Source organism: Devosia sp. BK (assembly GCF_032907385.1).
Lineage (GTDB): Bacteria > Pseudomonadota > Alphaproteobacteria > Rhizobiales > Devosiaceae > Devosia.
Window position 1 is genome coordinate 1,697,779 of sequence record NZ_JAIMBX010000001.1, and the last position, 14,678, is coordinate 1,712,456.

Annotated in this window: 12 protein-coding genes; 6 read left to right on the forward strand and 6 right to left on the reverse strand. The window is 62.0% G+C overall.

What is annotated here, in order from left to right; translation table 11 throughout:
• Positions 1-163: 163 nt before the first annotated feature.
• Positions 164-928: a sulfite exporter TauE/SafE family protein gene (locus DevBK_RS08345; RefSeq protein WP_317185105.1), complete on the forward strand. Its 765-nt coding sequence runs from the start codon at positions 164-166 to the stop codon at positions 926-928.
• Here the strand turns inward: DevBK_RS08345 and DevBK_RS08350 are convergent.
• From DevBK_RS08350 to DevBK_RS08360, 3 genes are all read right to left on the reverse strand, one after another.
• Positions 919-3,024 (reverse strand): molybdopterin-dependent oxidoreductase, encoded by a 2,106-nt coding sequence (locus DevBK_RS08350; RefSeq protein ID WP_317185106.1) that lies wholly within the window; start codon positions 3,022-3,024, stop codon positions 919-921. The genes DevBK_RS08345 and DevBK_RS08350 overlap by 10 nt on opposite strands.
• Before the next feature lie 322 nt (positions 3,025-3,346).
• Positions 3,347-3,964, reverse strand: coding sequence for a hypothetical protein (locus tag DevBK_RS08355; protein WP_317185107.1), 618 nt, complete (start codon positions 3,962-3,964; stop codon positions 3,347-3,349).
• Between the two features lie 271 nt (positions 3,965-4,235).
• The gene (locus tag DevBK_RS08360; RefSeq protein WP_317185108.1) at positions 4,236-5,810 is read right to left on the reverse strand and encodes an MDR family MFS transporter; all 1,575 of its coding nucleotides are present in this window, start codon (positions 5,808-5,810) and stop codon (positions 4,236-4,238) included.
• Between the two features lie 139 nt (positions 5,811-5,949).
• On the opposite strand from DevBK_RS08360, the gene DevBK_RS08365 reads away from it, so the two are divergent.
• Both DevBK_RS08365 and DevBK_RS08370 read left to right on the forward strand, forming a co-directional pair.
• The gene (locus DevBK_RS08365) at positions 5,950-6,564 is read left to right on the forward strand and encodes a MarR family winged helix-turn-helix transcriptional regulator (protein ID WP_317185109.1); all 615 of its coding nucleotides are present in this window, start codon (positions 5,950-5,952) and stop codon (positions 6,562-6,564) included.
• Between the two features lie 76 nt (positions 6,565-6,640).
• The gene (locus DevBK_RS08370; RefSeq protein WP_317185110.1) at positions 6,641-7,855 is read left to right on the forward strand and encodes an MFS transporter; all 1,215 of its coding nucleotides are present in this window, start codon (positions 6,641-6,643) and stop codon (positions 7,853-7,855) included.
• 65 nt (positions 7,856-7,920) lie between these two features.
• Here DevBK_RS08370 and DevBK_RS08375 read toward each other — a convergent pair whose 3' ends face one another.
• From DevBK_RS08375 to DevBK_RS08385, 3 genes are all read right to left on the reverse strand, one after another.
• Positions 7,921-9,825: a DEAD/DEAH box helicase gene (locus DevBK_RS08375; RefSeq protein ID WP_317185111.1), complete on the reverse strand. Its 1,905-nt coding sequence runs from the start codon at positions 9,823-9,825 to the stop codon at positions 7,921-7,923.
• Between the two features lie 332 nt (positions 9,826-10,157).
• Complete coding sequence (ndk, locus tag DevBK_RS08380; protein WP_061907138.1) at positions 10,158-10,580, reverse strand: nucleoside-diphosphate kinase; 423 nt, start codon at positions 10,578-10,580, stop codon at positions 10,158-10,160.
• Positions 10,581-10,788: 208 nt separating this feature from the next.
• Entirely contained in the window at positions 10,789-11,169 is a 381-nt protein-coding gene (locus DevBK_RS08385; RefSeq protein ID WP_061907139.1) for a hypothetical protein, read from the reverse strand.
• 214 nt (positions 11,170-11,383) lie between these two features.
• On the opposite strand from DevBK_RS08385, the gene DevBK_RS08390 reads away from it, so the two are divergent.
• The 3 genes from DevBK_RS08390 to DevBK_RS08400 all read left to right on the forward strand — a co-directional run bounded on the left by DevBK_RS08390 (position 11,384) and on the right by DevBK_RS08400 (position 14,612).
• Positions 11,384-13,255: an ABC-F family ATP-binding cassette domain-containing protein gene (locus tag DevBK_RS08390; protein WP_062630996.1), complete on the forward strand. Its 1,872-nt coding sequence runs from the start codon at positions 11,384-11,386 to the stop codon at positions 13,253-13,255.
• Positions 13,252-13,680: a cupin domain-containing protein gene (locus tag DevBK_RS08395; RefSeq protein WP_061907141.1), complete on the forward strand. Its 429-nt coding sequence runs from the start codon at positions 13,252-13,254 to the stop codon at positions 13,678-13,680. Before DevBK_RS08390 ends, DevBK_RS08395 begins: the two co-directional genes overlap by 4 nt.
• A gap of 80 nt (positions 13,681-13,760) precedes the next feature.
• On the forward strand, positions 13,761-14,612 hold the full coding sequence (locus DevBK_RS08400) for a DUF4344 domain-containing metallopeptidase (protein ID WP_317185112.1): 852 nt from the start codon (positions 13,761-13,763) through the stop codon (positions 14,610-14,612).
• Positions 14,613-14,678 lie beyond the last annotated feature (66 nt).

A 14,678-nucleotide genomic window follows, 5' to 3' on the forward strand; every position in this document is an offset into this window, starting at 1 on the left:
CCGCGAGCGGCGGGCGCCAGCAACCGGAGGCGTCAATGCGCCTTGGCGATGCGGAAGTCAAGACGCGCGGATCACTAGCCGTGATAGAGCGGATCAGACAATTGCGTTGGGCGAATGTCGGCGTTCGGTCTAGGAACATGTGTTTCCCCTTCGCGGAATTCTCATGACCGAACTTCTGCTGTTCATCGCCGGCCTTTTGGGTGGCACCGTCAATTCGCTGGCCGGCGGGGGCTCGTTCATCGTTTTTCCGGCACTGCTGTTTGCAGGGGTGCCGCCCGTGCTCGCCAATGCGTCGAATACCTATGCGGCCCTGCCCGGCTATGTCAGCGGCGCGGCGGGCTATTGGAAATCGGTGGCGCCCTACAAGGACCGGTTGCTGATCTATGGGATCATCGCGGCTGTGTTCGGCTTTGTCGGTGCGGAACTACTGCTGGTGGTTTCGGACGCGCAGTTTTCGCTGGTCGTGCCCTGGCTGATGGCTTTTGCCGTGGCGCTGTTCATCTTCGGCAATCGGATCAACGGGGCGCTGCGGTCGCACGGTGGCGGACGGACGGGCATGAGGGCGCTGGGGGCGGTGCTGATCCTCGTGCTGCTCGCCGGGGTGTCGGTCTATGGCGGGTTCTTCAATGCCGGGCTCGGCATTCTACTCCTGGCATTCCTAGCGCTGGCCGGGATGAGCGACATGCATGCGATGAACGGGCTGAAGCTCTTCATCTCCTCGACCATCGCGCTGGTGGCCGTGGTACGGTTCATCTTCAACGGCACGATCGACTGGTATCACGGGTCGATCGCGCTGGTTGGCGTGACGATCGGTGGCTATGTCGCGGCGCGGTTGGCGCGACATATTCCGACGCAGTGGATCCGCGTCGGCGTGATCATCTATGGGATCGCGATGACGGGCTATTTCTTCTGGCGGGCTTATGCCTGACTTAGCGCCGAATTCCTGATCCAGACCGCTGCGTCGTGGAACGGTACGCCGCCGAATGGGGGGGCGGGTTGGGCGGAGGTGAGCATGTTGATACCCTGCCCCCCGCGATGGGCCTTATTGCGGTGGAGGCCTTCGGCGATGAGGGTGCCGGTGGGGAGGCCCGGGAAAATGCGCGCTGTCAGCTGAACTTCGCCGCGGTGATTGCCGACGGTGACGGCATCGCCATCGGATATCGTCAGGCGGGCGGCGTCTTCAGGATGCATAAAGACGGACGGCTCACCCTCGCGCTTGAGGCTGCCGGCGGTCTGGTTGAAGGACGAATTGAGGAAGGCACGGGCCGGGCTAGTCGCGAGCTTGAACGGATGCTCGGCATCGGTCTTTTCGGTAATGTCCCAATGATCGGCGAAGCGGGGCATGATCGATGGATCGCAGACCCAGCGATAACCTTTCCGGCGCGCGACTTCATCCCAATCGGGCTTGAACCGATAGCGGCCATCGGCCCAGCCAAAGCCCTTGGCAAAGCGAGCGACGTCGTCGGGGCGCTCCTTGTCGATGAAACCGGTTTTTTCGACTTCTTCGAGCGTCGGCAGACCTGAGCGGGCAAAGGTATCCGCGACGACTTCGCGATCGGTGGTTGTGAAGGTCGGGTCGGTATTGCCGAGGCGGAGAGCCAGGGCGTTGATGACCTCGTGGTTGGAGCGCGCCTCGCCGGGCGCCTCGACGACTGCGGGGCCGTAGAGAATGCGAGTGTGGCCGCCGCGGGTGTAATAATCGTTGTGTTCGAGGAACATGGTGGCGGGCAGGACGATATCGGCCAGTTCTGCCGTTTCGGTCATGAACTGCTCGTGGACGACGAGGAAGAGATCGTCGCGCATCAGACCCTGGCGCACCAAAGCCTGATCGGGAGCGACGCAGGCGGGATTGGTGTTTTGCACGATAATGGCATGGACCGGCGCACCATTCTGGAGCGCGGCGGCATTGCCCGTGAGGATCGGGCCAATCTCGGACATGTCGAGGACGCGGGGCGTGCCCTTTTGCAGGTGCGTGCCTTCAAGGCGCGATTTGTCGAGATTCCAGGTGCCGGAATTGGAATGGAACGCGCCGCCGCCGCGATGCTGCCAAGAGCCGAGCATGGCGGGGAGCGACAGCGCCGCGTGCATGGCCGTGGCGCCATTGGTCTGGCGGGAGAAGCCATAGCCAAGTCGGAAGAAGGTTTTTGGCGTTTTGCCGATGAGGTGGGCAAATTCCTCGATTTCGGCGACGGTGAGGCCGGTGATCTCGGCGGCCCATTCGGGCGTGCGGGTCGCGAGATGGGCTTCGAATTCGGGCGAGAAATCGGTGAACTCGGCCATATAGGCGCGGTCGGCGAGGCCATCGCGCAAGAGGACGTGCATCGTCGCGACAGCGAGGGCGCCATCGGTGCCGGGGCGAAGGACGATGCCGAGATCGGCCTGTTCCATGGTGGCATTGCGATAGATATCGACGACCACGATTTTTGCCGCGCGGGTTTTGCGGGCGCGCATGGCGTGGGTCATGACGTTGACCTGGGTATGCACCGCATTGGTGCCCCAGATGACGACGCAGTCGCTCTCAGCCATCTGCTCGGGATTTACCCCGCCAAGAAGGCCGGTGCCAGCGATATAACCGGGCCAGGCGAGGCCGGTGCAGATGGTGTCGTATTGGTGCGAATAGCCGCGCACGGCGCGGAGGCGCTCGATGCCGTCGCGATGCACGTGGCCCATGGTGCCGGCATAAAAATAGGGCCAGATGGCTTCGGGGCCATGCTGCGCTTCGATCTCGAGGAAGCGGGCGGCAATTTCGTCGAGGGCTTCATCCCAGGAAATGCGCTGCCACTGCCCTGCCCCCTTGGGGCCGATGCGGCGCATGGGATGGGTCAGACGCTCGGGGTGATGGATGCGCTCGGCATAGCGGGCGACCTTTTCGCAGATGACACCGGCGGTGTAGGGATCGTCCTTGACGCCGCGGACGCGGCCGATTGTGCCATCGGCGAGGATGTCGACATCGAGGGCGCAGACCGAGGGACAGTCATGCGGGCAAACGGAGCGGATGGTGCGCTGGGGGATCTGGGCGTTCATGGGGCCAAGGTATTAGAGGCCGCGCGCCTCGACAATCGCATTGTGGTTATGGGTGTGATTTGTGAGCGTGATGGCGCCCCCACCTAGCATCTCTTGGCTAGGTACTTGGCACGCATCTGGCCAACCCACCTGGCTTCCCTCGGGCCTGACCCGAGGGTCGCTCGCACAAGCCTAGGCGCTTGTGGCTCTAGCACAGGCCGTCGGGTCAAGCCCGAGGGAAAGCGCGGTGGGTGGTATAGAAGGAGAGGAGGACAAAATGTCCTCACACTTCAACGGTCCAGATTGATCAGTCCGCTAGCAGGCGGCGGGAACCGTTGATGGCTCAGGCCGCGAAAGCCTTGGTGGCGGTTTCGGCGTTGCGCATGGCACGGGTGGCGGCGTGCTTGGCGAGCTGGGAGGCGCCGCCATGGAATTGTGAGAAGGTAATGCGGCCCGTGGTGCCGGTGATGGTGATGCCGCGCCAGTTGGGGCGGACCGAACGGACCTCGGACCAGTCGAGGCTGGTTTCGCGACCCATGGCGGTACGATGGGTGACCTGACGGTTGTCCCAGCGGGTGTTGGTAAAGAGGCCAACCATGCCGATGCCGGCGGCGCCTGCACCGAGGAGAAGGACGGCGATATAGGTGGCGATGAGCTGGGTCGTGTCGGCAGCGCTGCTCATGAAGATCACGGCGAAAAGCAGAACGGCGGCGAGCGCGGCGGCGCCGTAGCAGGCAAAGTACTCGACGAGCGAGGGACGGAGTTCGGCCCAGCCGCCCTCAATGGTAATGCCATCTTCAGGCTGCACCAGACGGAGCGCGAGAAACGCAGCATAGCCGAAGGCCACAACACCAGCGGCGCGCGACAGCGGTAGATGCGCTGTGAGCGGCAGGTATTTCAGAGCAATGAGCACGGTAATCACGAACAGTGGCAAAGCCACTTCCTGCCAACGCAAGGGCACGCTTGTTTCTCCAGATGTCCGGGGCCGGCGACGCTATTTCGGCGAGTGATATCGTGAAGAGTACAGGGATAAAGTGATTTGACCATTCACAAATCCGCAAGGAGCGGCTGCGCCGCAATGGCCGGCAGCGAGTGTTGCTAAAGCGCCACCTCGTCTATTTGAAGAAGCGGCTCCAGCACTGATTCAACGGCATGCAGAGTTGAATCCGCATGCCGTCCTAAGCCTTTCAGATATCTGCAATTATTGGCCTCGCGGACCAATTTTCCGCCGTTTAGCGGGCAGCCAGAGCCGGGGCGCCCACCATGGCGGCGGTTGCGGCTTCCTCCGCTTCGATTTCGGCGGCGGGCTCCTGACGAAGTGTGTTGGCGAGAGGCCGTTCTTTGAGGAGCCAAGCGAGCGCGAAGGCGAGGATGGCGGCACCCGCAGCGGTGTAGAACACCGGATGCAGCGCGCTGGCGAAGGCTTCGAGCACACGCTCACGAACTTCCGGCGGGAGGGCCGCAACGGCATTGGCGCTGAAGCTTGTGCCGCTACCTTCGGGCATGACATCGCCGAGGCGCGCGGCAAGGCCGCTCGAGAAGATGGCGCCGAAGACCGACACACCGATCGAACCGCCGATCTGCCGGAAGAGTGTGACACCCGCTGTGGCGGCACCGACGATGTCGCGGGAAACCGCGTTCTGGGTTGCCGTAACGCTGACGCTGTTGACGGGGCCAATGCCGGCGCCGACGAGGAACATATAGGCCGCGATCTGCACCGAGGGCGTATCGAGCTGCATATTGGCGAGGGCAAGGAGGCCGATCACCAGAACGAAAGTCGAGGCCAGCGGCAGCATCTTATAGCGGCCCGTGCGGGTCATGATGAAGCCCGAGGCCGTCGAGGCGCCGATGAGGCCGATCATCATGGGCACGAGCTGCAGGGCGGAATCGGTCGGCGAGACGCCCTTGGCGAGCTGGAGATACATGGGCAGGAAGGTGATCGAGCCGAACATGGCCATGCCGACGAGGAAGCCGACGGCGCTCGTGACCGCGAAGGTGTTGTTGCGGAAAAGATCGAGCGGCAGGACCGGTTCGGCGGCGCGGCTTTCAACCCTGACGAAGGCACCGAGGAAGACCAGAGCGCCGACAACGAGGCCGATGATCTGGAGCGAGAACCAGCCAAAGGTATTACCGCCGAGCGAGGTGGCGAGCACGAAGGCGGTGAGGCCGCCCGAGAGCAGGACAAAGCCGGCATAGTCGATCGAATGCTTGACGCGTTCAGCGCGGGGCTTGAGAGCCACGGCGATGACGGCGAGCGCAAGTACCCCGACCGGCAAGTTGATGAGGAAAATCCACTGCCAGGAGAGGTGTTCGACGATAAAGCCGCCGAGCAGCGGGCCGACGACCGTGGCGACGCCGAAGACGGCGCCGAAAAGGCCCTGGACCTTGCCGCGCTGACGCGGGGGAATGATGTCCGCCACGACAGTCATGGCGACGACCATGAGGCCACCGCCGCCGAGACCCTGAATGGCGCGGGCAGCGATCAGGAAGGTCATGGAGGTCGCCATGGCCGAGAGCACGGCGCCGATCAGGAAGATGACGATGGCGGCCTGCAACACGATCTTGCGGCCGAAGAGATCGCCCAACTTGCCGTAGATGGGGGCAACGACGGTTGAACTCAGGAGATAGGCGATGACCACCCAGGTGAGGTGATCGAGGCCACCGAGCTGGCCGACGATGGAGGGCAGAGCGGTCGAAACGATGGTCTGGCCAAGCGAGGCGAGGAGAAGAGTGACGGCGACGGCCCCGATGACCAGCTTGGTCGATGGGTCCTGCATCGCATCGTCCGGTTGATTGGGGTCCGGCATTGAGGCAATCCTTAAAACAAGCGGGTCCGGGATTGAGCCGGCCCTTGCGAAACGATATCTGAGAGCACACATGTGCCTCAAACAATTACATGTCAATAGCATGTAATTGTCTTAAGCATGCGATTTTATGGAAGCTGCCATGCCTCTCAGCGCCAAGACCGAATTGAACGCCCTGCTGCTAAAGGCCGGCATTGCCCATGACACCGCGGAGGCGGTTATGGATATCGACGCATTGATGCAGAAATGGCGGCGGCGCGCGATGAAGCGGGAGCTTGGCAATCGGGCACTCGCGGATCTGAGGATCGGGATCGACCTGGCGCAGCTCGATGTGCTGTTTGCCATCGACGGCCCCTCCTCCGAGTTCGATGGCGAGGCTTCGGGCGAGACGATGGTCGCGACCGTGGCCGAACGGCTCAATATCGATCCGTCGCGGGCGAGCCGGCTGGTCGGCGATATGGTGGACGAGGGTTTTGCGCGTCGGGCCGTGAGCCAGGCAGATGCACGGCGGACGATTATCGAACTGACGCCGAAGGGCAAGGCGGTGGTCGATGCGGTGCGGGCCTATAAGTATCTGATTATGGGCGATTTTCTTGGGAGCTGGGAGAAAGCGGAGGTGGACGCCTTCGTGCCGCTGCTGAAGCGGTTCGGTAGCTGGATGGACAGTATCGAGCCGGCTACCGAAAAGCATAGTGCGGAGATCGCGGCGATTGCCGAGACGATCGCAGAGGATGTCACGCAACCCGAAAATGTGTGATGGGCCTCATGAAAACGATTTAATGGACGTTTTCGGCTAGCCACGTTACGTCTTTCCCTTCTCGGGGGAGGATGAGATGGCGGGGACTTCGCATGTGCCGGTGACGGCATTGCTTGGATTAAACATGTTCTTTTCAGGCGTGACCTATGCCGCGACCATGCCCTATGCGTCGCTGGTTGGCGTCGACACGCTGGGGCTGACGCCGGGCTGGTTCGCCTCAATCATGAGCCTTGGCGCAGTGATCGGGACTTTTGTTTCGCTCGGGCTCGGCTTTCTCTCCGACAAATTGCGCGATCGGCGACTGCTGGTTTTGATCACCGCGGCGGCAGGCGTCTTGGCGCATGGCCTGATCTACGCGTTTCCAGCGCAGTGGAGCTTTGCCGTTGCCATGGGCCTGATCATGCCTCTGGCGGGCGCCTGTTATGGGCAGTGCTTTGGCTATATCCGCGTCTTCTACGTGACGCGCGATCCGAAGCGGGCGGACTTTATGGTCACGGCGCTGCGGACGGTGTTCACGCTGGCCTGGATCGTGGTGCCGCCAGTGGCCGGTTGGGTCGCCGGCCAGTTCAGCATTTTCTACGTCTATCTCGCCTCGTCACTGAGCTACGGGGCGATTGCGCTGATCTTTGCGGCGCTGATGACCAATGAGGCGACAGCAGTGCAGATCAATGCGCCGAAGCGCGCCGAGGGTGCATCACTGCTCTCGACCTTTGCTCTGCCGTTTGGAACGCTTGCCGGCCTTGTCGGGCTGATCGTGATGACGGCGGCCATGCGCATTCTGACGTTTACGATTGCACTTTTCATCGTCAGCGATCTCGGCGGATCGGTGGGCGATGTCGGGTTTTATGCCGGGATAACCGCGGCGGTCGAGGCGCCGTGCATGTTGCTGCTGGCCTATCTCACGACCAAGCTGACCAAGGAAACGCTGCTCGCTTTGGCGGGCGTGGTGATGGCGGTGTTTATCTGTATGGTCAGTATTTTGACCGAGATTTCAGCGCTCTATTGGCTGCTGATCCTCAATGGCCTTGGCACCGCGGCGCTGATGAGCGTCAATATCGCCTATGTCCAAGACGCGATCAAAGGCCGGGTCGGGCTATCGACGTCGCTGATGGATGTCGTGGCCATCGCAGCCAATCTGCTCGGCGCCACGGCATTTGGCCTTCTCACAACCGGCGGGGACTATCGCTTCGCGCTGATGGTGGGGGCAATCGTATCGCTGCTGGGTGCCGCGATCATGGCTTTCGGCAATTTGTCCCGGCTTGGGGCACCAAGACCGGTTGAAGCCGCATAGGCGTTTTTGACCCAAGAATAAATCCCCGCCCGGAGGCGGGGATAAATTGGCGATGGACTTGAGGATCAGTCCTGAGCGCGGATCTTTTTGTGGTCCTTGACCTTGGGGCGCTTGGGCGGCTGGGCGTCGCCTTCAAGCGTGGGCTTGGACCACTTTGGCTTGCCCTTGTTCTTGTCGAAGGGCTTGGCTTCCTTGGGCTTGCGCGGCTTTGGGGCGCTTTCCGTGGCCGGGGCAAAATCGTCGGCGCGGAGGTTGGACGAGCCGTAACGCTGCTTGCGGTCGGCTTTTTCCGGGCGGGGAGCGGCGGGATCGTAGGCAACCGGTGGGCCGGGCGGGCGGCGCTTGGATTGCGGGCGTTCCGAACGTTCGCCGGGGCCATCGACCGCCGAGATATAGACACCCTTTTCGCCGGTGCCGTTCTTGCCGACGCTCTTGATGAAGCTATCGACCTTATCGGCGGCGACTTCGAAAATGGTTTCGGTATCGAAGATACGGATCGAGCCCACGGCCGACTTGGTGACGCCACCGGCCTTGCAGATCATGGGCAGGAGCCAACGTGGCTCGGCGCGCTGCTTGCGGCCGACCGTGACCTTGAACCAGCTACCGCCGGCGAAAGATTCGCGCGTGCGCGGCTCGCGCTTGTCGAAATCGGTGACGGGGATAGATGAGACGTCTTCGGGGATCGGACGGGCGGCCAACTGCATGCGAAGATAGGCTGCAGCCAGGGCTTCCGGCGCCCATTTCGTTAACAATCCGGTAACGCTGACCTGCTCGTCTTCGGTGATCGGGTCACTGAGGAGCGTGTTGGTCAGGATCGACTCGCGATAGCGCGCATCGATGGACTCGGCGGTCGGGGGCGCGGTGAGTTCGGCCTCGATTTTCGCGGTGCGGAGGATCGACTGCGCGACCCGCTTGCGATGGGCTGGCGAGATGACGACGCAGGTGCCCTGGCGCCCTGCCCGGCCGGTGCGGCCCGAACGGTGCAACAGGGTTTCGGCATTCATCGGCAGTTCGGCATGGATGACGAGATCGAGATTAGGGAGATCGATGCCGCGCGCGGCAACGTCGGTCGCAACGCAAATGCGGGCGCGGCCATCGCGCATGGCCTGGAGCGCATTGGTGCGCTCGGCCTGGGTCAGTTCGCCCGAGAGGGTCACAACATCGAAGCCACGATTGTGGAGGCGAGCCGAGAGGTGCTTTACCGCTTCGCGGGTCGAAGCGAAGACGATGGTGTTGGTGCTTTCATACCAAAGGAGCGTGTTGATGACGGCGTTTTCGCGTTCGTCGGCCGGCACGACCATGAGCTTATAGTCGATATCGGCGTGCTGCTCGCCAGACGAGGTGGCGGTGATCCGCAGAGCATTGCGCTGGAAGGTTTCAGCGAGCTTGGCAATGGGCTTGGCGACCGTGGCCGAGAAGAGGAGCGTGCGGCGTTCTTCGGGAGCTGCGGCGAGAATGAATTCGAGGTCTTCGCGGAAGCCGAGGTCAAGCATTTCGTCGGCTTCGTCGAGAACGACGGCGCGGAGCGAGGACATGTCGAGCGCGCCGCGGGTGATGTGATCGCGGAGGCGGCCGGGCGTGCCGACGACGATATGGGCGCCATGCTGAAGCGCGCGGCGCTCGGTGCGAGCATCCATGCCGCCGACGCAGGAGACGATGCGGGCGCCCATCTGGGCATAGAGCCATTCGAGCTCGCGCTGCACCTGCATGGCCAGTTCGCGCGTCGGCGCGATGACGAGGCCAAGGGGCAGTTCAGCGCGCGGGAGGACTTCGGCGCCATCGAGAAGGGTCGGCGCGATCGCCATGCCGAAGGCAACGGTTTTGCCCGAGCCGGTCTGGGCGGAAACCAGGAGATCGCGGCCTTCGGCTTCGTCTTCGATGACGGCGGACTGGACGGGGGTGAGGTTTTCATAGCCCTTGGCCGCAAGGGTGGCGGCGATCGGGGCGAAAATCGTTTCAGGCAGGGCCATCTTTGGCTTTCAAGACAAGCAGCCAAAGAGCGGTCGTTCCTCAAGTGCAAGTGGAACATTCCCGTTCGAAACGGCTGACAATTTTTGGGTTCCCGCTTTGGCGGGAGCGGAACCGTGGCGCGAGGTGGATCGCATCACGGAATAGGAAAAGGCCGCCTCGCGAGACGGCCTCGATAATGGGCTTTTAGAGATTGGGCCTCGGAAGCGCAAGGCTAGCCGGTGCATGAGGGGCACCGGCCGATCGCATGGCTTGGCGGCAAGGCCCCCTCACCGACCCGGCTGCGCCGGGCCACCTCTCCCCGAGAGGGAGAGGAATAGAAAGCCGCTGGGCTTTAGCCTACCAGCTCTTCGTCCTTGAAGAAGTACTTGATTTCTTCGGCAGCGGTTTCTGGGGCGTCGGAGCCGTGGACCGAGTTTTCGCCTACGGAGAGGGCGAATTCCTTGCGGATGGTGCCTTCAGCGGCGTTGGCTGGGTTGGTTGCGCCCATGATTTCGCGGTTCTTGAGAATAGCGCCTTCGCCTTCGAGGACCTGAACGACGACTGGCGAAGCGATCATCTGCTCGACGAGTTCGCCGAAGAAGGGGCGTTCCTTATGGACAGCGTAGAAGCCTTCGGCCTGAGCGCGCGTCATGTGGATCTTCTTGAACGCGATCGGGCGGAGACCGGCTTCTTCGAACTTGGTCACGATCTTGCCGATGAGGTTACGACGGACGGCATCGGGCTTGATGATGGAGAAGGTGCGTTCAATCGCCATGGCGGAGAAGATCCTGCATTTGCGTGGGAAAGGTCGCGCCTTTTAGCGGGAGAGTTTGACGGAGGCAAGACGGGGCATTTGTCGCCTTGCTATGGTGCCGGGAGGATTGACGATGTCACCCCGGCGGAGGCCGGGGCCCATCCTGAGATCCCAAGATGGATCCCGGCTCAAGGCCGGGATGACGGCCGGTTGTAGGCGCAAGAGGAGATCAGTCGTGGTCGACGTCTGTCGTGCCGGTGGCGATGACGGAGCCATCGGGGGCGGTCAGGGTGACGTCGATGCGCGAGATGATGTTTTCGGCCTGGATGGTCTGTTCGACTTCGATTTCCTGGATCTGCTGGGTGCAGACTTCGGCGGTCGAGATCGTCGGGAAGGTCACGGCGAGCGTGCCATCGACGAGGTCGCCGATTTCGGCGGGGCCGACCTGTTCGCAGGCGCTGCCATCATAGTCGAAATCAATGGTGATCTGGTTTGGGTTGATGCGCGTGGCATCAAGATCGTCGAGGGTCTTGCCGGTCTGTTGCGCAAAAGCTGGGGCAGCAAGGCCGATGGATGCAACAAGGGCGAGGGCGATACGGGCGTCTAACATGGGGCGTCCTTTCTGGCTCGATGTGATGCAGGAATGTCCTAAAGCGCGATAAGATGCATGAAATGTGCCGACAGAATGTCGCGGCGGGACGCAAGCCGGTTGCGTTGGCCGGATCGGGACTTTATCCAGCAGCCAAATACTTTGCTGCCGTCCCCTTCCCTATCCTGGGGTCTGGCCTGCGCCTTTCCCAATTTCGGATCGATATCTCCCCGCCATGCTGAACATCACCAATATTACCTATCGCATCGAGGGCCGGGAGCTGTTCGAGGACGCGTCGGTGGTTATTCCGACGGGCTCGAAGACCGGCTTTGTCGGCAAGAACGGCACCGGCAAGACGACGCTGTTTCACCTGATCCAGGGCCATATCAATCTCGATGCCGGCAGTATCGAACTGAACAAGAAGGCGCGGATCGGCGGGGTGGCGCAGGAAGCGCCGGCCGGGGACGAGAGCGTGCTCGACGTGGTGCTGGCGGCCGACAAGGAGCGCACGGCGCTGCTCGCGGAAGCGGAAACCGCGACGGACCCGGACCGGATCGCGGAAGTCTATACGCGGCTGGCCGATATCGATGCCTATTCGGCCGATGCGCGGGCATCGTCGATTTTGAAGGGGCTCGGGTTCGAGCAGGATCGGCAGAACGGGCCGACGCGGGAGCTGTCGGGCGGTTGGCGCATGCGCGTGGCGCTGGCGGCGGTATTGTTCAGCCAGCCCGACCTGTTGCTGCTTGACGAACCGACCAACTATCTCGATCTCGAAGGCACATTGTGGCTCGAAAAGTATCTGGCCACCTATCCCTACACCGTCTTCATGATCAGCCACGATCGTGACCTTCTCAACAAGTCGGTCAATTCGATCGTGCATCTCGAGCATCGGAAACTGACCTTCTACAAGGGCAATTACGACACGTTCGAGAGCACGCGCCGGATGCAGATGGAGCTCCATAACAAGAGCCGCGACAAGGCGCTGGACCAAGTGGCGCATCTGCAGAAATTCGTCGATCGCTTCAAGGCCAAGGCGACCAAGGCTAAGCAGGCCCAATCGCGCATGAAGATGATCGAAAAACTGAAGCCACCGGCGGCTTTGTTCGACGAATTCTCGGCGCCGTTCAAATTCCAGCAGCCCAAGGCCGAGGCGGCGACGCCGATGCTGACGCTTGACGGCGTTTCGGCCGGCTATGGCGACAAGACCATTTTGCGCAATATCAATATGCGCATCGACCCCGATGACCGGATCGCGCTGATCGGCGTCAACGGCAACGGTAAGTCGACTTTTGCCAAGCTCCTTGCCGGCGATATCGAGCCGATGGCTGGACAATTGCGCAAGGGCAAGAAGCTCGAAATTGCCCACTTTGCGCAGCACCAGATGGATAAGCTCAGGCCCGAATGGACGCCCTTCGAGCATGTGGTCGACATGATGCCGACCGACACGGAAGCCAAGCGCCGCAGCCGGTTGAGCCAGATGGGGCTGACCAAATCGCGCATGGACACAAAGGCCAAGAACCTTTCGGGTGGTGAGCGCGCGCGTCTCCTCATGGGTCTCATCACCTTTGGCGGGCCGGGGATGATGATCCTCGACGAGCCGACCAACCACCTCGACATCGATAGCCGCGATGCGCTGGTGCATGCGCTCAACGACTATGAGGGCGCGGTGCTGATCATCAGCCACGACCGCCATCTGATCGAGGCGACCTGCGATACGCTCTGGATTGCCGAGGGCGGCACGATCAAGGAGCTGGACGAAGACCTCGACAGCTACCAGCGCAGCATTACCTCGGGCAAGGAAGGCAAATCCTCCGGCCCGGGCGGCACGGGGGCGCGAAAGCTGTCCAAACAGGAGGCAGCGGCACGTCGCGCGGAACTGGCGCCGCTCAAATCCTCGATTAAGGATGCGGAAACCAAGATTTCCCGTTTGAAGGTGGAAATTGCCAAAATCGAGAGCCAACTCGCCGATCCCAAAGTTTACAACGGGGCGGCCGATCGCGTCATTGCGCTGGGCAAGGACAAGGCGCGGTTTGGCGCTGATCTCGAAACCACCGAAGAGCAATGGCTGGCGCTGAGCGCCGAGCTGGAGGACGCGGAGCGCGCATGAGCAAGCTGACGGCGCAGGATGTCATCTTTACGCTCAAGATGGAGCGGCACCCCGAAGGCGGCTGGTATGCCGAGACTTTTGTCGATGTGGGTGGTGAAAGCGGCCGGGCGCAATCGACGGCGATCTATTATCTGCTCGAAGCGGGTGATCGCTCGCATTGGCACAAGGTCGACGCCGTCGAGGTGTGGCATTATTACGCCGGAGCGGCACTTGAATTGCAGCTGTCCGACGGGGTGACGACCGATCCGCATGTGTTGGGATCGGACCTCGCAGCGGGGCAAAGGCCTCAGGTCGTGGTGCCGCGCGATGTGTGGCAAGCGGCCAAAACGCTGGGGGATTGGACGCTGGTGGGCTGCACCGTCGCGCCCGGCTTTGAGTTTTCTGGGTTTGAACTGGCGCCGCCCGATTGGCATCCGGGTCGTTAACCTGGGGCAACCCAATGCGTTGACAGGCCTGCCCGATTGGCATCTGCTGGCGCTGATTTCACTGGATCTGCAGGCAGTTCATGCGGCGTTTTGCGGTTGCTGTTTCCCTCGTCCTGTCCCTTCTGGCGCCGCCTGCCATGGCGCAGGATATGACGGGGATTACCAAGCAGCAGCGCAACGATATGATTGGCTTTGCCGCCAATAACAGCCTGTTCGTGCTCTATCATGAGGTGGGGCATCTGCTGATCGACCAGCTCAGCCTGCCGGTGCTGGGGCGCGAGGAAGACGCGGCCGACAATATGGCGACCTGGACGCTGCTCAACGAGCACACCCCTGAGGCCAACAAAGCGCTGGAGGACGCGGCCGAGGGATGGCTGCTGACAGGGGCGGCTTACAATAGCGGCAAATATGAAGAGGATTTTGCGGCGGCGCATAGCCTTGATAAGCAGCGCGCGTATCAGATCGTCTGCATGATGGTGGGGAGTGACGATACCTCCTTCCGGCCCATTGCCAATCAATATGCCATCGGCCGCGACCGGCAGGACAGTTGCTTTTGGGATTTCGACCTGGTCGACCGGAGCCTGAGAAGCGTGCTCTCCGATCATCTAGCGGAGAATGACGAGGGTACCACGGTCAACGTGACCTATCATGATGCCGGGGGGAAGCTGCGGCTGGCGGCCGACGCGTTCCGCTCGAGCGGGGTGTTCGATAAGGTCGCGGCTAACCTGCGCAAGAGCTACAATATCCGCCGGCCCGTGCGATTCAACGCCAAGCGCTGTGGCGAGGCCAATGCCTTTTATGACCCGGACACGATCGAAATTATCTTCTGCTATGAGCTGATGAAGGATTTCATGGAGCTTTATGCGGCGCAACTGCCGGAGCCGGACGGGCCGCCAAAATCGGGCGCCGGGAAGGTCAAGAGCGGGGATTGAAGAGCGTAGTATCGCGCTTTCGACTGAGTTGACCTCGCGCGTCATCCCCGCGCAGGCGGGGATCCA